This window comes from Pseudomonas fluorescens HK44 (assembly GCF_000217955.3).
Taxonomy (GTDB): Bacteria; Pseudomonadota; Gammaproteobacteria; order Pseudomonadales; family Pseudomonadaceae; genus Aquipseudomonas; species Aquipseudomonas fluorescens_AQ.
Genome location: NZ_AFOY02000015.1, coordinates 139,759 through 159,533, shown reverse-complemented (window position 1 = coordinate 159,533; position 19,775 = coordinate 139,759). Strand labels below are relative to the sequence as shown.

The following is a 19,775-nucleotide window of genomic DNA, read 5'->3' as shown; positions in this document are numbered from 1 at the left end:
ATGGAACTGGCCAGCCTGATCGGACGCCTCAACCCGGACAACCGCCGCGCCCTGGAACGGGCCGCCCAGCGTTGCCTGCAACGCGGTCATCATTACGTTGAAATCGAGCACCTGTTGCTTGAACTGCTGGAAATCGAAGGCGGTGACTTCGCCTACCTGCTGCCGCGCTTCGGCCTGGAACGCGATGCATTGACGGCGGAAATCAACAAGGCCCTGGAGTTGTTCAAGACCGGCAGCACCCGCACCCCGGCACTTTCGGCGCAGACCATCGGCCTGCTGGAGGACGCTGTGGTGCAAGCCAGCGTGCTTGGCCTTGAGAGCATCCGTTCCGGCCTGTTGCTGTTGGCGCTGCTCGACCGTGATGAACGCCGCAGCCTGTTGCTCAACAGCGCTTCGTCGCTGCTGCGCATTCCTCGGGACGCCCTGCGCAGCAATCTGCTGGAATGGACCGAAAGCTCCCGCGAGCACGTCGGCGCCGCCCGTGCGGTAGCCGCTACCGCCGGCAAACCGCAGCAGAAACAGGACTCGCTGCTCGACCAGTTTACCCAGGACCTGACCGCCGACGCGCATGCCGGACGCATCGATCCCATCGTCGGGCGTGACGGCGAAATTCGCCAGTGCATCGACATCCTGCTGCGCCGTCGCCAGAACAACCCGATTCTGGTTGGCGCGCCGGGCGTCGGCAAAACCGCGGTGGTCGAAGGCCTGGCCCTGCGGATCGCCGCCGGGGACGTACCGCCGTCGCTGCAAGAAGTCAGTCTGCGAGTCCTTGACCTTGGTCTGTTGCAGGCCGGCGCCGGGGTCAAAGGTGAATTCGAGCAGCGGCTCAAAGGGGTGATCGACGCCGTCCGTAGCGCGGAAAAACCGATCATCCTGTTCATCGACGAAGCCCACACCCTGATCGGCGCCGGGGGTGTCGAGGGCGGCAGCGACGCCGCCAACCTGCTCAAACCGGCACTGGCCCGTGGTGAATTGCGCACCCTGGCCGCCACCACCTGGCTTGAGTACAAAAAATACTTCGAGAAAGACCCGGCCCTTGCCCGACGCTTCCAACTGGTGCAAGTCGAAGAACCGGATGAAATCACTGCCGTGGAAATGCTCCGTGGGGTCGCCGCCAAACTCGAACAACACCACGGCGTGCAGGTCCTGGATGCGGCGATTCATGAAGCAGTGAAACTGTCCCATCGCTACATCTCTGGCCGGCAATTACCGGACAAAGCCATCAGCGTGCTCGACACCGCCTGCGCGCGGGTCGCCCTCGGGCAACACGACGTCCCGCCACCGCTGGAGAGCCTGCGTCATCGCCAGCAAAGCCTCAAGGATGAAGTCGAACGCCTGCGCCGCGAACAGGCCACCGGCCTGGATCACCGTGAGCGCATTACCGTGCTCGAGACCGAGTCCACCAGCAACGTGCAGGCCATTCGCGAACTGGAGATCCGCTGGAGCGAAGAACGCGTCGCCGTGCGCGAGCTGCTGGAAACCCGGCGCGAACTGCTGGCCCTGAGCGAACGCGCCGACAGCGACAAACCGGATGATGTCACCGACGGACGCCTCGACCATCTGGCCGCCGAACTGCTGCGCCTGGAAGCCGGCCTCGACGCCATTCGCCAGGACGACCCGCTGGTGCCGGAGCAAGTCGATGCGAAAACCGTCGCGGCGGTGATTGCCGGCTGGACCGGCATCCCGGTGGGCAAGATGCTCGCTGACGAAGCCCACGCCGTGCGCACCCTCGGCCAGCGCATGAGCCAGCGGGTGATGGGCCAACGCACCGCGCTGAACACCATCGCCCAACGCTTGCAGGCGTATCGCGCCGGCCTCACCGACCCGCAAAAACCGGTTGGCGTGTTCCTGCTGGTCGGCCCCACCGGCGTCGGCAAAACCGAAACCGCCTACGCCCTGGCCGATGCGCTGTATGGCGGCGAACGCAACCTGATCAGCATCAACCTCTCGGAATATCAGGAAGCCCACACCGTCAGCCAACTCAAAGGCGCCCCGCCCGGCTATGTCGGCTACGGCAGCGGCGGCGTGCTGACGGAAGCCGTGCGGCGCAAACCCTATTCCGTGGTGCTGCTCGACGAAATCGAAAAAGCCCACCCGGATGTACTGGAGGCTTTTTATAACGTCTTCGACAAGGGCCTGATGGAAGACGGCACCGGCCTGGTGGTGGACTTCAAAAACACCGTGATGCTCGCCACCAGCAACGTCGGTGCCGAACTGCTGCTCGACACACCGACCGCGCACTTGGACGGCGATGCCTTCACCGAAGCCCTGCACAAAGTACTGCTGAAAGCCTTCCGCCCGGCGTTTCTGGCGCGCATGACCGTGGTGGCGTATCGGCCGCTGGATGAGGCGACGCTGGAAGGCATTGTCTTGGCGAAACTGGAGAAATTGCGTGGCCGCTACAAGGCCGCGACCGGCAAACAGTTCGAGTTTGATGCCGGGATTGTGCAGGCGGTGTTGGCCAAGTGCAGCGCGGCGGGTGCGCGGGATGTCGAGAATGTGTTGATGACGCAGGTGACGGGGAAGTTGGCGGAGTGGGTGCTGGAGTAGTTTCTTGCAGCACACATAACAATCGAATTAGCGCAGTAGCGCTAAAAATAGCCAGTCGAGTGAAATATATGCCAGGCCAATATTACATCTACATCCCATTCTCAAACCTGGAAAGCAATAATCAATTAGTTACCGCTGCCAACACATGGAGGTCGAACATGGCCTCCTACATGACGGGAACCAGTACACCTCAAAAACGCAAGGCACCGAAAATCCTCGAGCGAATAACAAGCGCTCCGGTGTTATCAATCCTGCAGCCTCTGGATCCTGACGAGTACACCCTCTACATCATGGGTCATTGCAATATTGGCAGGAAATACATCTCAAATATAAATATGTTCATTGGTGGTCGCGTCGAACTAAGCGCACAAGAACTCACGTTCAGGATGCAAGAAGACGGACTGCCTAGAAATATCAAGAACGTGAAGCTTTTTGCTTGCAACGGTGGTGCCATAGACCCCTCCGTCACCGGAAGCGCATTAGATTCTTATGGGGCCAGATTGTACTGGTCACTGACCACCAGAGGCTTTGATAACGTCAAGCTAACGGCTTACACCGTTCCATTAATGGCCGCGACTGTAGACTTGAGAACCGGACACAAAAGAGCATTTGACGGTTCTCTTCCGTCAACGCACAGAAGACAGTGGCCCTCATGAAGACCGAGCCTCGTATTTCAACGCTGTCATTAGGCGAAGGCAAATGCGCCTACACAGTGAATATATAGACGAACGGAGGTGAGCAATGTCATACGACGATCTGGATGTATCTCATCGCTTGAATACGGCGGTCAATGCAACTGCCACGCTATTCGCTGCCGACCCTACTACTGATGCCTATAGCCACGCCGCCTACACCGTCGGGTTGAAGGTTGCCCCGGCTGGCTACGCCGCCGCGGTAACCGGGGCGATTAGTGTCGATCCAAGAATTACTGCTGCACAAAATCAAAACACAGGTCTTGCGGCCCCCCATTGGGGAACCGTAACTGCATGGCTTGCGGCGGGAAGCACCGCATATTGGGTACATTTTTTCAGTAACAACCCGCCAGTCGCACCTGCCTACCGTTGCTATGTCTGCTGCAATCTTGCCCACACAGGCAACATGCTTACCGCGCTGCTTGGGGCCTATGCAGGGGGGCGTACCCTCTACTTCAAAGTGGCCACGCATGATGAGGCGCAGATGCGCAACGACACCATCGTGTCCTGGCATGACACCTTGCAGGATGCGGTGCTATGGGCCAATACCGCCAGCGCAAACCTTGGTTGGCTCAATGGTCGTGCACCGGGCGGAACCTTTGGTGGTGTTCTGACCGACTCAGTCGGGATTGACGCAGAAGTCGCAGGACAGACTTCGACTAACAAAATTGCGGAGAAGGCCACGGCAAAAGTCATACGAAACAATCCCTACATCTAAGTCACGGGAGAGTGGAAAAAGGGGACCAGAGACAGGATTTTCTCCTGCGTCGCTACACATTCATTGATCATTGTTTGAGGTTGCTCAATGCCCCGCACCGCCGACAGCAATACCACCCTCTCCCTCACCGCCACCTCACTGTCGGCGCTTTACCCTGAGTCAATCTCCGGCGAAGAATCGCTTAACGCCCTGAGTTCGCAAACCCTCAACGGCCTCAACGACGGCGCGTCCCTCGCCCTGACCAGCGCCGTCGCCACCCACGTCACCACCACCCTGCACAACGACGCCCTGACCCGCCCGCTCGACGCACTGGTCGCCGAAATCCGCCAACTCCCCGCCGACGCCACCGCCGAGCGCTATCAACTTGTCTTAAGGCCATGGCTCTGGTGGCTGACCCTGGCCAGCAACAACCGGGTGTTCCAGAACCTCGCCACCTCGGACATCGTCACGACGATTTTCAAGGCTCACGGTTTCACCGATTTCCAGTTGAAACTCACCGGTAGCTACACGCCCCGCGAGTACTGCGTGCAGTACGGCGAAACCGATTTCGCCTTTGTTTCGCGGCTGCTGGAAGAAGAAGGGATTTTCTGGTTTTTCACCCATGAAGACGGTAAGCACACGCTGATTCTGGGGGACAGTAACGATGCCTTCGTGCCCATCCCCAATGGGCCGAAGGTGACGTATCTCGGGCAGCGAATGGGCGAGCGCGAATTGCATGGCATCCGTTCCGGACAAGTCTGTGTGCAGGCGGTAGCCGGGGTGTATCGGGCAACGGATTATGAGTTCACCACACCGACCACGTCCCTCTACGACCAGGCCGAAGCCGTGGCCGGGCCACGGTCCATCTATGAACATCCGGGCGGCTACAACGCCAAGGCCCGGGGCGATGCGCTGACCAAGCAGCGGGTGGACGGTTTGCGCAGTCAGGAGAAGCGCTTCGTCGGCGAGAGCGATTGCCGTTGGCTGGTACCGGGGCACTGGTTCACGCTGGCCGGTCACGATGACCCGACGCTGAATATCGATTGGGTGGTGACGGCGGTGACTCATGAGGCCAGTCATGACAGCTACCGCAACCGCTTCGAAGCCATCCCCAAAGCTACGCCCTATCGTCCGGCGCGGCTCACGCCCAAGCCGCGGATGCATACGCAAACAGCGCTGGTGGTCGGCAAATCCGGCGAGGAAATCTGGACCGACCAGTACGGCCGGATCAAGTTGCAGTTCCCCTGGGATCGCGATGGCAAGAATGACGAAAGCAGTTCCTGCTGGGTTCGCGTGGTGCTGCCGTGGAGCGGCAAGGGTTTTGGCATGCAGTTCGTACCGCGGATCGGTCAGGAAGTAATCGTGACCTTTATCGACGGCGATCCGGACCGGCCATTGGTTACCGGTTGCGTCTACAACGGTGACAACGCCCTGCCCTATGCGCTGCCAGCGAACCAGACCCAGTCCGGGATCAAGACCCACTCATCCAAAGGTGGCGGCGGTTTCAACGAGTTGCGCTTCGAGGACAAGAAGGACGCCGAAGAGGTGTTTCTGCAGGCGCAGAAGGACTTCAAGATCAATGTACTCAACGACACTACCGCCAGCGTCGGCCATGATGAAATCCTCACGGTAAAGAACGCCCGAACCCGCACGGTCAAGGAAGGCGACGAGACCGTGACCCTGGAAAAAGGCAAACGCAGCGTGACGATCCAGACCGGCAGCGACAGCCTCGACGTCAAGGACAGCCGCACGGTGAAGGTCGGCGCCGATCAGAAGCACAGCACCGGCGGCAACTACGAGCACAAGGTCACTGGCGATTACAGCCTGACGGTGGATGGCAACCTGACCATCAAGGTGAGCGGCACTCTCACACTGCAAAGCGGTGGCAGTTTCGCGATCAAGAGTGGCGCCGATCTGGCGGCCCAGGCCAGCACCTCGATCAGTCAGAAGGCCGGCACCTCCCTGAGCAATCAGGCGGGTACGGAGCTGACCAACAAGGCCGGCACCTCGCTGACCAATGATGCCGGGGTCAGCCTGACCAACAAGGGCGGTGCCGAGCAGACTGTCGACGGCGGCGGCATGCTGACCATCAAGGGCGGACTGGTGAAGGTCAACTGAGGAGCAACCGAAGATGGCATCCAGCAAGGTAGAACTGGAGCGTGGCGACAGCCAAATGAGTGGCCGCCTCACTGACGATCAATTGGACGGTCCGCTGCACATTAAAGAGGCCGGGCACCCTCAGGCAGATCTGAGTTACAGCAAAGGCGAGTTGCAGGGCACCAGCGTGTTGTATCACCCCAACGGCAAGGTGTCGGCGCAGTTGCCTTTTTTGCGCGACAAGTTACAAGGCGTCGCGAGCTTCTATGCACCCGAGGGGTGCCTGAAACGCAAAGCCACTTACCGTCGGGGCCTGCTTCATGGTGAAGCGAGTAACTACTTTCCCGACGGGCGCGTCGCGGAGGTCGAGTTCTACCGTGACGGTGTACGCGAGGGGCTTTACCAGCGTTTCCATCCCAACGGCCAACAAGCGGTCAACGCCCGTTATCTCAATGGCCAGTTGCTGGAACCGGAGCAATCCTTCGCCAGCGACGGGCGACCGCTGGATGCCGAAGGCAAACCGATCTCGCGACTGCGCTGGTGGTACCGCCGCTGGGCCGATCCCTCGGAGGCATGAAGCTCTACGCATTCGCGTCGGCCTAGGGAATCAACATCTGCATCTGCCCCGGCATGACAACCTTGATCATCCCGCCCCAGTTGCACATCAAGCTGCAGTTGGCGTCGAGGGCAGGCATCCCCCCCAGCAACAGGGTCGGCGCTCCGGGCATCCACGGGGCGGCAGTGGCCGGGATGCACGGCATCGGCGTCAACACCCCAAGTGCAGCAGCCGTTGCAGCCGCGACCATTGGATTGGCCGGGCTCATGCACATGCCGAACGGCATGATGTTCAGCAGCGGAATGTGATCCATGATGTTCGCCGCCGGCATGCCCCCGGTCAGCGTGCGGTTCACTGGCAGCACGTTGAGCACCCCCGGTGCCGCACCGAAACTGCATTGCAGGGTCGCGGTGGCGCACACTTGCGGACAACCCATGTCGAATCTCCTTCCCGGAAACGATGCTCCTCTGAACCATAGTCCGCCGAGCCTGTTCTCGCACATCAGGAACGCTGATTATCCGGCAACACGCTAACCTATAAGACCTTGTCGCGCTTGTGGCGCCCCCGGCGCGCTATTAGATTAGCCAATGATGTCTGGCCTCCAAAATAAGCAGAAGGGATAAGCATGGCGCTTACTGACCAGTCCACCCGTATCCGCTCTGGCGAAGAACTCGATGCCAGCCTGATCGATCCGTACCTCAAGGCGCACATTCCGGGCCTGAGCGGGTTGCCGCAGATCAGCCAGTTCCCCGGCGGCGCTTCAAACCTGACGTACCTGCTGGAATACCCCGAGCAGGAGTTCGTGCTGCGTCGGCCACCGTTTGGCCACAAGGCCAAGTCCGCCCACGACATGGGCCGTGAGTTTCGCATTCTCAATCAACTCAAGGACGGCTTTCCGTACTGTCCGAAAGCCTACGTGCACTGCACCGACGAATCGGTGATCGGTGCCGAGTTCTATGTAATGGAACGGGTCAAGGGGATCATCCTGCGCTCCGAACTGCCACCGGAACTGGGCCTCGACGCCGCTAAAACCGAAGCCTTGTGCAAGAGCTTCATCGACAAATTCGTCGAGCTGCACCGCGTCGATTACCAGGCCTGTGGCCTGGCCGACCTGGGCAAGCCGCAAGGTTATGTCGCGCGGCAGATTCGTGGCTGGAGCGACCGCTATGAGAAAGCCCTGACGCCTGACGCACCAAGCTGGCAAGCGGTCAAGGACTGGCTCAACGACAAGATGCCGGCCGACCACCCGACGTCGAGCATCGTCCACAACGACTACCGTTTCGACAACGTGATCCTCGACCCGAACAACCCGATGCAGATCATCGGCGTACTGGATTGGGAACTGACCACGCTCGGCGATCCACTGATGGATCTGGGCAACACCCTCGCCTACTGGATCGAAGCCGGCGACCCGGCACCGGTGCAACTGATGCGCCGCCAACCGAGTCACGCACCCGGCATGCTGACCCGCCGCGAGTTCGTCGACTACTACGCCGAACGCTCGGGGATCCAGATCGACAACTTCGACTTCTATTACACCTACGGGCTGTTCCGCCTGGCCGGTATCGTGCAGCAGATCTACTACCGTTTCTTCCATGGTCAGACCCAGGACAAACGCTTCGCGCAGTTCATCCACATGAACAAGCTGCTGGAGCAGATGAGCCTGCAAGTCATTCAGAAGTCCAGCCTCTGATCGCGCCCCTGGCACCACGCCCATCACAAGGAAAAACCATGTCCAAGACTCAGTTGTTCGACCTCGACGGTAAAATCGCTTTCGTCTCCGGCGCCAGCCGTGGCATCGGTGAAGCCATCGCCAAACTGCTGGCCCAGCAAGGTGCCCACGTGATCGTGTCGAGCCGCAAAGTCGACGGCTGCCAGCACGTGGCCGACGCGATCATCGCTGACGGCGGAAAAGCCACCGCTGTCGCTTGCCACATCGGTGAAATGGAACAGATCACTCAAGTGTTCGCCGGTATTCGCGAACAATTCGGTCGCCTGGACATCCTGGTCAACAACGCCGCGACCAACCCGCAGTTCTGCAACGTGCTGGACACCGACCTCGGCGCCTTCCAGAAAACCGTCGACGTGAACATTCGCGGTTACTTCTTCATGTCGGTGGAAGCCGGCAAGCTGATGCGCGAAAACGGTGGCGGCAGCATCATCAACGTCGCCTCGATCAATGGCGTTTCGCCGGGCATCTTCCAGGGCATCTACTCGGTGACCAAGGCGGCGGTAATCAACATGACCAAGGTCTTCGCCAAGGAATGCGCGCAGTTCGGTATCCGCTGTAACGCCCTGCTGCCAGGCCTGACCGACACCAGGTTCGCCTCGGCGCTGGTGAAAAACGACGCAATTTTGAAGACCGCGCTGCAGCAGATTCCGCTCAAACGTGTGGCTGATCCGAGCGAAATGGCCGGGGCAGTGTTGTATCTGGCGAGTGATGCGTCGAGCTATACCACTGGGGTTTCGTTGAATGTGGACGGTGGTTTCCTGTCCTGATTCTCTGTCTCCTGTGGGAGATTCTATGTTGCAGGACAACCCTGCAACGGTCGATTCGGTTGGTATTCGCTCTGGTTTTTCATCAGGGCGAACGCCACCCGGGCGAGTTTTCGGGCAAGGATTACCAGGGCCTGAGTCTTCTTGGAACCTCTGGCCATGGCCGCGATCGCCGCTGGCAAACCGGTGTACTGCAAAAAACCGCTGGCAGTCAGTCTTCAACAAGCCAGCGCCATGCAGCTGGCGGCGAAAGCCGCTGGCGTGGTCACCCGTGTGGGCTACAACTACCAGCACAACCCGATCATTGGTTTGGCCCGCGACCTGATTCGAAACGGTGAGCTGGGCGAGACCATCAGCTTTCAAGGTGAATTCAGCGAAGACTTCATGGCTGACCCAAACTCGCCGTGGTCCTGGCGCTGCGAGGCCGAACATGCCGGCGGCGCACTGGCGGATCTGGGGAGTCATTTGCTGGCCATGGCGCGCTATCTGGTGGGCGATGTCGAAGCGGTGTGCGCCGCTACCCAAACGGTGCACCGCCAGCGACCGGCCACGGCGGGTAGCCCGGAACAACGCAGCATTGCCGTCGACGATCAGGCCCACGCCCTGCTGCGCTTTGCCAACGGCGCTCGTGGCACCTTCAGCAGCAGTTGGCTCAAGCACGGCTACAAGAATCATCTGAGCTTCGAGATCAGCGGCACCCGGGGCACCCTGGCGTTCGATCAGGAGCGCTTGAATGAATTACGCCTGTGCCGCGCCGGCCAGGACGGTTTCCAGCGTTTACTGGCCGGGCCGAACCTGCCCGGCTACGCGGCGTTCAGCCCTGCACCCGGGCATCAGTTGGGCTACAACGAGTTGAAGACGCTGCAAGTGCACGCGCTGATCATGGCCTTGGCCGGGCAAGGCCAGGATGGCACTGATTTCGAGGAGGCCTGGGAAGTGGAACGCCTGGCGGCAGCGATTCGGCTGGCGGCGCGGGAGCAACGCTGGGTCAATATCAGGGAGGTCTGATCGCTCCAGCGCTGCTTTATGGCAACGCTCAGCGCGCCAGCCGTAGGGCCAACGCCTTGGCATGGCTCGCCACGTCGGTCACTGCCGTGCTTTCCCACCACATTCCACGCAGGGGTGGGCCCATGGCGAACAAGCGTCGGGCAACCTGCCCCTCGGCATCCATCACCGCCCCACTCGCATCCGCTGCGATGCCCAGCGCCAATGGCCCCGGTTGGATCAAGCCGCGGGCCAGCAGTTGCTGCGGCAAGGGTCGGGCTACCCGGCGCCAGTCATATTCGATACCACTGGAGTTGATCAGCGCATCGCCACTGACCACCGTCACTTCAGACTCCCCGCGACGACGAATGCGAAGGTTCACCCGCCCCTCCAACGAGGGCGCCAGGCCTTTGAACGATGCAGCCTGAATCCGCAGGCGCCCTGACTGATGCAAACGCGCCACCAACTCGGCACTCAAGGGTGGCGACCGGTGGTGATGACTTTCCCACCACGGCCGTACATGCCGCACAAACTGCCGGCGCTGCAGATCCGTCGCCTGACTCCACAGCCGCCCGATATGCGCCCGCACAGTATCCAGCGGCGCCTGCCAGTCGATACCGTCCGCCATCGCCGCACGGCAATGGCGTCGCAGTTCATGCATCAACTGACGCGGGCTGCGAATGCCGGGATCTTCGGCCAGAAAATCCACCCATGCCGGCGGTTGCCGACGTACATGCGGCAACAAGCCATGACGGGAAAACACTTCGATCGGCCCACGATGCCCGGCCTGTTCCAGCGACACCACGGCATCGACCATGGTCAGGCCCGAACCGATGATCAACACCGTCGATTGCGGATCAAGCTGCGTCATGGCCGCCACATCCCAAGGATCGACGGCGGCGGCGTTCAAGCCACTGGACTCGGTTTGTGGGGTTCGCGCAGCCGGAAACAAGCCGGTCGCCAGCACCGTAAAAGCGCCGCGCAACCGCGAACCATCACTCAATGTCAGCAACGTGGCGTGTTCATCAGCCTGCAGGTCGACCACTTCCCCGCACACGTGCTCGACGCTTGAGCCATAGCCCGCGCCGACGGCCCGGGCTTCGGCCAACCGTTGCTGCACATACAGGCCGAAAATGCCCCGAGGCGGGAACAACTCGGCGACCGGCACTGACTGCTGGTCCGACTCAGGCCAACCGCCGTTGGCAATAAATGCGCTCAGCCATTGGGTCAGGTCATCGGCATTGTCCAGGTCGACACTCATCCGCGCGGCATTGCTGTTCAGCGTGTGGCCCAATTCAACCGCGCTGTAGGCCTCGCCCCGCCCCAGCTCGGCACGGGGTTCGATCACCAGCACCTGACGCTTGCCGGGCAAGCGCATCAAATGCATGGCCAGTAACGTGCCGCTCAGGCCACCGCCGACGATCAGGATGTCAGCGTTGCGCAGTACGTCTGTTGCTTGTCCGCCTGGAGTTTCAGTCATGCAGTTCTCTACGATCCATGTTTGTTTGAAATGTATCACTGGGCGTTATAGGGGACGATGATCTGTTTCAGAGCACCACGTTGCGCACAAACCGTGTCGCCACTGTCCCGTCATTGCGATAGGCGTGGGGCCGGTTACTGGCGAAGCTGATGAACTCACCCGTCGCAAGGCTGCGTTCCTCGTCCCCCAGCACCAGGGTCAGGCTGCCTTCGAAGACATACAGCTGTTCACTCCAGCCATCGGCATCCGGCTCCGAAAGGTATTGCTCGCCCGGCTCCAGCCGCCATTCCCAGAGTTCGACTTCACGGCTGGCATTGGCCTTGGCCAACAGCACGGCTTTACTACCGGGAATCAGACCGGCCCACGCCAGTTCGTTGATGCGGCTCGGGTCACGCACCTCGGGGGCCTGAATCAGGTCGCTGAAGGCTACGTCCAAGGCTTCGGCCACCCGGTCGAGGGTGGTCAGGCTGACGTTTTTTTCACCCGCTTCGATGGCCACCAGCATCCGTCGGCTGACCCCGGATTTTTCCGCCAATGCCGTCTGGCTCAGCTCTGCGGCATGGCGCAGGCGTCGGACGTTCTGGCTGACGTGTTGCAGGACGGAGGCCCGTTGGCCGGAATCTTTGTGCACTATATTGCTCACTTAGTAGGTTTGCGCAGTATACTGCCCAACTTCGGGCGCATTGTGCGTCCCCCTCAGGTAGTGCGCAAGGCCATGACGTCGGTGAATTCTTCCAATCCCTCTGCCTTTTTCTCACGGTTCAGCAAGGCTGAATGCGTGCTGGTGCTGATTACCATGGTCTGGGGCGGGACGTTCCTGCTGGTGCAGCATGCGATGACGGTCAGCGGGCCGATGTTTTTCGTCGGCCTGCGCTTCGCTGCAGCGGCGAGCATCGTCGCGCTGTTCTCCTGGCGCAGCCTGCGTGAGCTGACCCTGTTCGAACTCAAGGCCGGCATGTTCATAGGCGTGGCAATCATGCTCGGCTATGGCCTGCAAACCGTCGGCTTGCAGACCATCCTCAGCAGTCAGTCTGCGTTCATCACCGCGTTATACGTGCCTTTCGTGCCCTTGCTGCAATGGCTGGTGCTGGGACGTCGGCCAGGGTTGATGCCGAGCATTGGCATCATGCTGGCGTTTACCGGTTTGATGCTGCTTTCAGGCCCTGCCGGGGCGTCGTTGAATTTCAGTTCGGGGGAAATCGCCACACTGATCAGTGCCGTCGCCATCGCCGCCGAAATCATTCTGATCGGCACCTATGCTGGCCGGGTCGACGTGCGTCGAGTCACCGTAGTGCAACTGGCAACCACTTCGGTACTGGCATTTTTGATGATTGTGCCGACTCAGGAAACGCTTCCCGGTTTTTCCTGGTTGCTGTTGGCCAGCGCGGTGGGCCTGGGCGCCGCCAGTGCGGCGATTCAAGTGGCGATGAACTGGGCGCAGAAAAGCGTTTCACCGACCCGCGCGACGCTGATCTATGCCGGAGAACCGGTCTGGGCCGGTATCGCCGGGCGTATCGCGGGCGAGAGGCTGCCGGGGCTGGCGTTGTTCGGCGCGGCATTGATTGTCGCGGCGGTGATTGTCAGTGAACTGAAGACCAAGGGTAAGACTGCTTCGACTGAAGAAGAGCTGGAACAGGAAATTCAAGGTTAAGACGTGAAATCTGCGGTGCTTGAAAAATAGTCATCGCGAGCAAGCTACGATGGCGTCCGAGCGGTCGAGCACAGCCCTTCGAAACAATGTGAATCAGGCATTTTCAGCCGACCTTGTAGGATTCTGCCACAGCTTGGCGGTTGGTGATCCGGGGCTCGGCACGTATGATCTTTCACAAACTTCCGCAGATTAGAATCCTATGTCCCTGATAGTTCTACTGCTTCTGCCTTTTATTGGCAGCTGTCTGGCGGCCTTGCTGCCGCACAACGCACGTAATACTGAATCAACACTCGCTGGCCTGGTCGCCCTGATCGGCACTGTCCAGGTGGCTTTGCTGTACCCGCAGATCGCCCATGGCGGCGTGATTCGCGAAGAGATCTTCTGGCTACCGAGCCTGGGCTTGAATTTCGTCCTGCGCATGGACGGTTTCGCCTGGCTGTTCTCGATGCTGGTGCTGGGCATCGGCACGCTGGTGTCGCTGTACGCGCGGTATTACATGTCACCGGAAGACCCGGTGCCGCGTTTCTTCGCGTTTTTCCTGGCGTTCATGGGCGCCATGCTCGGGCTGGTGATCTCCGGCAACCTCATTCAAATGGTGTTCTTCTGGGAGCTGACCAGCCTCTTCTCGTTCCTGTTGATCGGCTATTGGCACCACCGCGCCGATGCTCGCCGTGGCGCCTACATGGCGCTGATGGTGACCGGCGCCGGTGGTTTGTGCCTGCTGGCGGGGGTGATGCTGCTCGGCCATGTCGTAGGCAGCTATGACCTGGACAAGGTCCTGGCCGCCGGCGATCTGATTCGCGCCCATGCGCTGTACCCCATCCTGCTGCCGCTGATCCTGATCGGCGCCTTGAGCAAAAGCGCCCAGTTCCCTTTCCATTTCTGGCTGCCCCATGCCATGGCCGCTCCAACACCGGTCTCGGCTTACCTGCACTCGGCGACTATGGTCAAGGCCGGGGTTTTCCTTTTGGCACGGCTGTGGCCGTCGCTGTCCGGCAGCGAAGAATGGTTCTACATCGTCAGCGGGGCCGGCGCTTGTACGTTGTTGCTCGGCGCCTACTGCGCAATGTTCCAGAACGACCTCAAGGGCCTGCTGGCCTACTCGACCATCAGCCATCTGGGTCTGATCACCCTGTTGCTGGGCCTGAACAGCCCGCTGGCCGCCGTCGCGGCGGTGTTCCATATTCTCAACCATGCCACTTTCAAGGCCTCGCTGTTCATGGCCGCCGGGATCATCGACCACGAAAGCGGCACCCGCGACATTCGCAAGCTCAGCGGCCTGATCAAACTGATCCCGTTCACCGCGACCCTGGCAATGGTTGCCAGCGCCTCGATGGCTGGCGTGCCGTTGCTCAACGGTTTCCTCTCGAAAGAAATGTTTTTCGCCGAAACCGTGTTCATTAATGCCTCGGCCTGGATCGAGACGACCCTGCCGATCGTCGCGACCATCGCCGGTACGTTCAGCGTCGCCTATTCGCTGCGCTTTACGGTTGATGTGTTCTTCGGTCCTACCGCCACCGACCTGCCGCACACCCCGCACGAACCGCCGCGCTGGATGCGTGCGCCAGTGGAGTTGCTGGTGTTCACCTGCCTGGTGGTCGGGATTTTCCCGGCCCAGGTGGTCGGCCCGTTACTCGCCGCCGCGGCCCTGCCGGTGGTGGGTGGTACCTTGCCCGAATACAGCCTGGCGATCTGGCACGGCTGGAACGCGCCGATGATCATGAGCCTGATCGCCATGTCCGCCGGTATCGTTGTGTACCTGCTGCTGCGCAACCCGCTCAAACGCGGGCGGTTCAACTACCCGCCTCTCATTGGCCGCCTCAACGGCAAGCGCCTGTTCGAACGCAGCCTGGTGGTGATGATGCGCCTCGCCCGACGGCTGGAGCGGCGAGTGAGTACCACGCGCTTGCAAACCCAGCTGTTCCTGCTGGTGCTGGTAGCCGTGTTGGCAGGGTTGATTCCGCTGCTGCACAGCGGCTTGAGCTGGGGCGAGCGGCCGAAGATCCCCGGCTCGGTCGTCTTCGTCGCGCTCTGGTTGCTGGCGATTACCTGCGCGCTGGGCGCCGCCTGGCAAGCCAAGTACCACCGGCTCGCGGCCCTGACCATGGTCAGTGTCTGCGGCATGATGACCTGCGTCACCTTCGTCTGGTTCTCGGCGCCGGACCTGGCCCTGACCCAATTGGTGGTCGAGGTGGTGACCACCGTGCTGATCCTGCTGGGCCTGCGTTGGCTGCCACGGCGGATCGAAGAGGTCTCGCCACTGCCCGGCAGCGAGCCCAAGGCACGGGTTCGCCGTCTGCGCGACTTGCTGCTGTCGAGCGCGGTCGGCGTCGGCATGGCGCTGCTCGCCTACGCCATGCTGACCCGCCAGACACCGAACGACATCTCCTCCTTTTACCTCAGTCGCGCGTTGCCCGAAGGTGGCGGCAGCAACGTGGTGAACGTGATGCTGGTGGACTTCCGGGGCTTCGATACCCTCGGTGAAATCACCGTGCTGGTGGCCGTGGCGCTGGCCGTGTTTGCCCTGCTGCGACGCTTCCGTCCACCGAAAGAAAGCATGCAGCTGCCGGCACAGCAGCGCCTGCTGGCACCGGACGTGGTCACCGATCTGGTCAACCCGCGTCACGCCAGCGATACCGCACTGGGCTTCATGATGGTCCCGGCGGTGCTGGTGCGGCTGTTGCTGCCGATTGCGCTGGTGGTGTCGTTCTACCTGTTCATGCGCGGGCACAATCAACCCGGCGGCGGATTTGTCGCAGGCCTGGTGATGTCGGTGGCGTTCATCCTGCAATACATGGTCGCCGGCACTCAGTGGGTCGAGGCGCAGATGAGCCTGCGGCCGGTGCGCTGGATGGGCACCGGGCTGCTGTTTGCCACGCTCACCGGTCTCGGAGCGATGGTCGCCGGTTATCCGTTCCTGACCACCCACACCTGGCATTTCGGGCTGCCGTTGCTGGGCGAGATTCATATCGCCAGCGCACTGTTCTTCGACATCGGCGTGTACGCCGTGGTGGTAGGTTCGACGCTGCTGATCCTGACTGCCCTGGCGCACCAATCGGTGCGTGGCCACAAGCCGGGCAGTCAGCCTAAACCCATTGCCAAGCCAGGAGCTGCCTGATGGAAGAAGTTATCGCAATTGCCATTGGCGTCCTGGCGGCCTCCGGAGTCTGGCTGGTGCTGCGCCCACGGACCTTTCAGGTAGTCATGGGCCTGTGCCTGCTGTCTTACGGGGTCAATCTGTTCATCTTCAGCATGGGCAGCCTGTTCATCGGCAAAGAGCCGATCATCAAGGACGGCGTGCCCCAGGACCTGCTGCATTACACCGACCCACTGCCCCAGGCGCTGGTACTCACTGCCATCGTCATCAGCTTCGCCATGACCGCACTGTTCCTGGTGGTGCTGCTGGCGTCCCGGGGCCTGACCGGCACCGACCATGTCGATGGCCGGGAGCCTAAAGAATGAGCTGGATGCCCCATCTGATCGCTGCACCGATTCTGCTGCCGTTGCTGACGGCGGCGCTGATGTTGATGCTCGGCGAAAAACACCGCCCGCTCAAAGCCCGGATCAACCTGTTCTCCAGCCTGCTGGGCCTGGGCGTTTCCGTGCTGTTGCTGCAGTGGACCCAGGCGCAAGGCGTGCCCGGCTCCATCGGCGTGTACCTGCCGGGCAACTGGCAGGCACCGTTCGGTATCGTGCTGGTGGTCGATCGCCTGTCGGCGCTGATGCTGGTGCTGACCGGGATCATCGGCGTCAGCGCCCTGCTGTTCGCCATGGCCCGCTGGGACAGTGCCGGCGCCAGCTTCCACGCGCTGTTCCAGATTCAGTTGATGGGCCTTTACGGGGCCTTCCTGACCGCTGACCTGTTCAACCTCTTCGTGTTTTTCGAAGTGCTGCTGGCGGCGTCTTACGGCTTGATGCTGCACGGTTCGGGGCGCGCCCGGGTGTCGTCGGGCCTGCATTACATTTCGATCAACCTGCTGGCCTCATCGCTGTTCCTGATTGGCGCAGCGCTGATCTATGGCGTCACCGGCACCCTGAACATGGCCGACCTGGCGCAGAAGATCCCGCTGGTGCCGGCAGCCGATCGCGGCTTGCTGCATGCCGGTGCGGCGATTCTGGCCGTGGCGTTCCTGGCCAAGGCCGGGATGTGGCCGTTGAACTTCTGGCTGGCCCCGGCCTACTCCTCGGCCAGTGCGCCGGTGGCGGCGATGTTCGCGATCATGACCAAGGTCGGCGTCTACACCTTGCTGCGTCTGTGGACCCTGCTGTTCTCCGGCCAGGCCGGTGCATCGGCGTACTTTGGCGGCGACTGGCTGACCTACGGCGGCATGGCGACGATTGTCTGCGCGGCGCTGGCGATCCTCGCCACGCAGCGACTGGAACGCATGGCCAGCCTCAGTATCCTGGTGTCAGCGGGGATCCTGCTGTCAGCCATCGGTTTTGCCCAGCCGAGCCTGATCGGCGCGGCGCTGTTCTATCTGGTCAGCTCGACCCTGGCGCTGAGCGCGCTATTCCTGCTGGCGGAACTGATCGAACGCTCGCGCACCGCCATCGAGATGCCGCTGGACGATGAAGTCGAAGCGCTACCGCGACCGCTGGAATCCTCACCGCCGACCAAGGGCATCAACCTCGATGACGACCAGAAAGCCCTGGTCGGTCAGGTGATTCCCTGGACGATGGCGTTCCTTGGCTTAAGCTTCATTGCCTGCGCCCTGCTGATCATCGGCATGCCGCCGCTCTCCGGGTTCATCGGCAAACTCGGCTTGCTCAGCGCCCTGCTCAATCCGTTGGGCCTTGGCGTCTCGGGTGAGCAGCCGATATCGAACGCGGCATGGAGCCTGCTGGCGCTGCTGATCCTGTCCGGGCTTACCTCGTTGATCGCCTTCTCGCGCCTGGGCATCCAGCGTTTCTGGACGCCCGCAGAACGCCCGTCACCGGTGCTGCGGCGCCTGGAATGCGTGCCGATCTTTGCCCTGCTGGCCTTGAGCATCGTGTTGACCTTCAACGCCGAACCGCTGATGCGCTACACCCAGGCGGCCGCCAACACCTTGAACAATCCGCAGCAATACGTGATGGCGGTACTCGGCACCCGCGCCGTACCAAACCCCGAAGCCAAAACCACGATGCGGGAGGTGCAACCATGAAACGTCTGTTTCCGGCTCCCTGGTTGTCGTTGGCCCTTTGGCTGCTGTGGCTGGTGCTGAATCAGTCCGTCAGCCCGGGCAATCTGCTGCTGGGTGCGATTCTGGGCTTTTGCGCACCGCTGATGATGCGCAAGCTGCGACCGCTGCCAATCCGTATTCGTCGTCCCGGGGTGATCCTGCGCCTGATCTTCCAGGTCGGCTGTGACGTACTGGCCTCCAACCTCGCCGTCGCTTGGGGCGTGTTGAACGCCGGTCGACGGCCGCCACACTCAACGTTCATCAAGGTGCCGCTGGACCTGCGTGACGCCAACGGCCTCGCGGCGCTGTCGATGATCACCACGGTGATTCCCGGTACGGTCTGGTCGGAGCTGGCGCTGGATCGCAGCATTTTGCTGTTGCACGTGTTCGATCTGGATGACGAAGCGCAATTCATCCAGCACTTCAAGGCGACTTATGAGCGCCCCTTGATGGAGATTTTCGAATGAGTGCCCTGCTCTCGAATGCGGTTCTCTTCAGCCTGTTCATTTTCTCGCTGGCGATGGGGCTGACGCTGATTCGCCTGTTCAAAGGTCCATCGGCACAGGACCGGGTTCTGGCGCTGGACTACCTGTACATCCTCGCCATGCTGATGATGCTGGTGCTGGGCGTCCGCTATGCCAGTGACACCTACTTCGAAGCGGCGCTGCTGATTGCGCTGTTCGGCTTCGTCGGCTCGTTTGCCCTGGCGAAATTCCTGCTGCGTGGCGAGGTGATCGAATGAATGAGCTGGGTCAATTGTCTTTGTGGGTCGAAATCCCGGTGGCGATCCTGCTGGTGGTCAGCAGCCTGTTCGCGCTGATCGGCGCCATCGGACTGCTGCGCTTGAAGGATTACTTTCAACGCATGCACCCGCCGGCTTTGGCCTCGACCTTGGGCGCCTGGTGCGTGGCACTGGCGTCGATCATCTATTTCTCGGCACTCAAATCGAGTCCGGTGTTGCACGCCTGGCTGATCCCGATACTGCTGTCGATCACCATGCCGGTCACCACCTTGCTGCTGGCGCGTGCGGCATTGTTCCGTAAGCGCATGGCCGGGGATGACGTGCCGGCCGAGGTCAGCAGTCGGCGGACAGAAAGTGGTAGCTGATTGCAAAGGGTTGTGGTGAATGGGAAGGCCTCTTCGCGAGCAGGCTCGCTCCCACATCTATGGTTACCCCCTTTTCTGCAATACTGTTTTTGATGCGTGTTTGGCTTGCTTTCATCTATCCGGCGTCTGTGTGGGGTGGCAACCCCGCGCCTCGATGAGAATCGATGCCTAACGATCCTAATTATTCGAACGGCCTTTCAGCCGTGTGGGAGCTCAGGGTTGTCGTCAGGCCGGTTAGCCGTTCACGTCATCTGTTATCCAGCATCGCAAAACCAGGTGGGTGGTGCTCGGGTGACAGCAGGG

18 protein-coding genes and 1 pseudogene are annotated in these 19,775 nt (G+C 61.2%); 15 read left to right on the top strand and 4 right to left on the bottom strand.

Going from position 1 to position 19,775, the window contains the following annotated elements; genetic code table 11:
- The 5 genes from tssH to HK44_RS13485 all read left to right on the top strand — a co-directional run bounded on the left by tssH (position 1) and on the right by HK44_RS13485 (position 6,613).
- A complete protein-coding gene (tssH, locus tag HK44_RS13505; protein ID WP_019690983.1) occupies positions 1 to 2,550 on the top strand; it encodes a type VI secretion system ATPase TssH in 2,550 nt (849 codons plus the stop codon).
- A gap of 158 nt (positions 2,551 to 2,708) precedes the next feature.
- The gene (locus tag HK44_RS13500) at positions 2,709 to 3,206 is read left to right on the top strand and encodes a hypothetical protein (RefSeq protein ID WP_019690984.1); all 498 of its coding nucleotides are present in this window, start codon (positions 2,709 to 2,711) and stop codon (positions 3,204 to 3,206) included.
- Positions 3,207 to 3,291: 85 nt separating this feature from the next.
- On the top strand, positions 3,292 to 3,960 hold the full coding sequence (locus tag HK44_RS13495) for a hypothetical protein (RefSeq protein ID WP_019690985.1): 669 nt from the start codon (positions 3,292 to 3,294) through the stop codon (positions 3,958 to 3,960).
- A gap of 87 nt (positions 3,961 to 4,047) precedes the next feature.
- Positions 4,048 to 6,057, top strand: a complete 2,010-nt coding sequence (tssI, locus tag HK44_RS13490) for a type VI secretion system tip protein VgrG (protein ID WP_019690986.1) — start codon at positions 4,048 to 4,050, stop codon at positions 6,055 to 6,057.
- A gap of 13 nt (positions 6,058 to 6,070) precedes the next feature.
- The gene (locus HK44_RS13485) at positions 6,071 to 6,613 is read left to right on the top strand and encodes a toxin-antitoxin system YwqK family antitoxin (protein WP_019690987.1); all 543 of its coding nucleotides are present in this window, start codon (positions 6,071 to 6,073) and stop codon (positions 6,611 to 6,613) included.
- A 22-nt stretch (positions 6,614 to 6,635) separates the two neighbouring features.
- On the opposite strand, the gene HK44_RS13480 is transcribed toward HK44_RS13485, so the two are convergent.
- Positions 6,636 to 7,028 (bottom strand): DUF4280 domain-containing protein, encoded by a 393-nt coding sequence (locus tag HK44_RS13480; RefSeq protein WP_019690988.1) that lies wholly within the window; start codon positions 7,026 to 7,028, stop codon positions 6,636 to 6,638.
- Between the two features lie 189 nt (positions 7,029 to 7,217).
- Here HK44_RS13480 and HK44_RS13475 point away from each other — a divergent pair, with 189 nt between their 5' ends.
- Entirely contained in the window at positions 7,218 to 8,285 is a 1,068-nt protein-coding gene (locus tag HK44_RS13475; protein WP_019690989.1) for a phosphotransferase family protein, read from the top strand.
- Positions 8,286 to 8,323: 38 nt separating this feature from the next.
- Positions 8,324 to 9,091: an SDR family oxidoreductase gene (locus tag HK44_RS13470; protein WP_019690990.1), complete on the top strand. Its 768-nt coding sequence runs from the start codon at positions 8,324 to 8,326 to the stop codon at positions 9,089 to 9,091.
- A 23-nt stretch (positions 9,092 to 9,114) separates the two neighbouring features.
- Here HK44_RS13470 and HK44_RS29750 read toward each other — a convergent pair.
- Positions 9,115 to 9,249: pseudogene (locus HK44_RS29750) on the bottom strand (IS110 family transposase); the annotation flags it as partial.
- Between HK44_RS29750 and HK44_RS13465 the strand changes: the two are divergent.
- Positions 9,248 to 10,096: a Gfo/Idh/MocA family protein gene (locus HK44_RS13465; RefSeq protein WP_431357331.1), complete on the top strand. Its 849-nt coding sequence runs from the start codon at positions 9,248 to 9,250 to the stop codon at positions 10,094 to 10,096. The pseudogene HK44_RS29750 and the gene HK44_RS13465 sit on opposite strands and share 2 nt — an antisense overlap.
- A gap of 28 nt (positions 10,097 to 10,124) precedes the next feature.
- Here the strand turns inward: HK44_RS13465 and HK44_RS13460 are convergent, their stop codons facing one another.
- Together HK44_RS13460 and HK44_RS13455 are read right to left on the bottom strand one after the other, a co-directional pair.
- Positions 10,125 to 11,552 carry an FAD/NAD(P)-binding protein gene (locus tag HK44_RS13460; protein WP_019690992.1) on the bottom strand — a complete coding sequence of 476 codons (1,428 nt, stop codon included), beginning with the start codon at positions 11,550 to 11,552 and terminating at the stop codon, positions 10,125 to 10,127.
- Between the two features lie 67 nt (positions 11,553 to 11,619).
- The gene (locus tag HK44_RS13455; RefSeq protein WP_019690993.1) at positions 11,620 to 12,183 is read right to left on the bottom strand and encodes a helix-turn-helix domain-containing protein; all 564 of its coding nucleotides are present in this window, start codon (positions 12,181 to 12,183) and stop codon (positions 11,620 to 11,622) included.
- Between HK44_RS13455 and HK44_RS13450 the strand changes: the two genes are divergently transcribed.
- From HK44_RS13450 to HK44_RS13420, 7 genes are all read left to right on the top strand, one after another.
- Positions 12,178 to 13,203 carry a DMT family transporter gene (locus HK44_RS13450; RefSeq protein ID WP_080690620.1) on the top strand — a complete coding sequence of 342 codons (1,026 nt, stop codon included), beginning with the start codon at positions 12,178 to 12,180 and terminating at the stop codon, positions 13,201 to 13,203. The genes HK44_RS13455 and HK44_RS13450 overlap by 6 nt on opposite strands.
- Positions 13,204 to 13,402: 199 nt before the next feature.
- Positions 13,403 to 16,321, top strand: coding sequence for a monovalent cation/H+ antiporter subunit A (locus tag HK44_RS13445; RefSeq protein WP_019690995.1), 2,919 nt, complete (start codon positions 13,403 to 13,405; stop codon positions 16,319 to 16,321).
- A complete protein-coding gene (locus HK44_RS13440) occupies positions 16,321 to 16,665 on the top strand; it encodes a Na+/H+ antiporter subunit C (protein ID WP_003202835.1) in 345 nt (114 codons plus the stop codon). Before HK44_RS13445 ends, HK44_RS13440 begins: the two co-directional genes overlap by 1 nt.
- The gene (locus HK44_RS13435) at positions 16,662 to 18,347 is read left to right on the top strand and encodes a monovalent cation/H+ antiporter subunit D (protein WP_019690996.1); all 1,686 of its coding nucleotides are present in this window, start codon (positions 16,662 to 16,664) and stop codon (positions 18,345 to 18,347) included. The genes HK44_RS13440 and HK44_RS13435 overlap by 4 nt, the downstream gene beginning before the upstream one ends.
- Positions 18,344 to 18,832 carry a Na+/H+ antiporter subunit E gene (locus HK44_RS13430; RefSeq protein ID WP_019690997.1) on the top strand — a complete coding sequence of 163 codons (489 nt, stop codon included), beginning with the start codon at positions 18,344 to 18,346 and terminating at the stop codon, positions 18,830 to 18,832. The genes HK44_RS13435 and HK44_RS13430 overlap by 4 nt, the downstream gene beginning before the upstream one ends.
- Positions 18,829 to 19,107, top strand: coding sequence for a K+/H+ antiporter subunit F (locus HK44_RS13425; protein WP_019690998.1), 279 nt, complete (start codon positions 18,829 to 18,831; stop codon positions 19,105 to 19,107). The genes HK44_RS13430 and HK44_RS13425 overlap by 4 nt, the downstream gene beginning before the upstream one ends.
- On the top strand, positions 19,104 to 19,472 hold the full coding sequence (locus HK44_RS13420; RefSeq protein ID WP_019690999.1) for a Na+/H+ antiporter subunit G: 369 nt from the start codon (positions 19,104 to 19,106) through the stop codon (positions 19,470 to 19,472). The genes HK44_RS13425 and HK44_RS13420 overlap by 4 nt, the downstream gene beginning before the upstream one ends.
- Positions 19,473 to 19,775 lie beyond the last annotated feature (303 nt).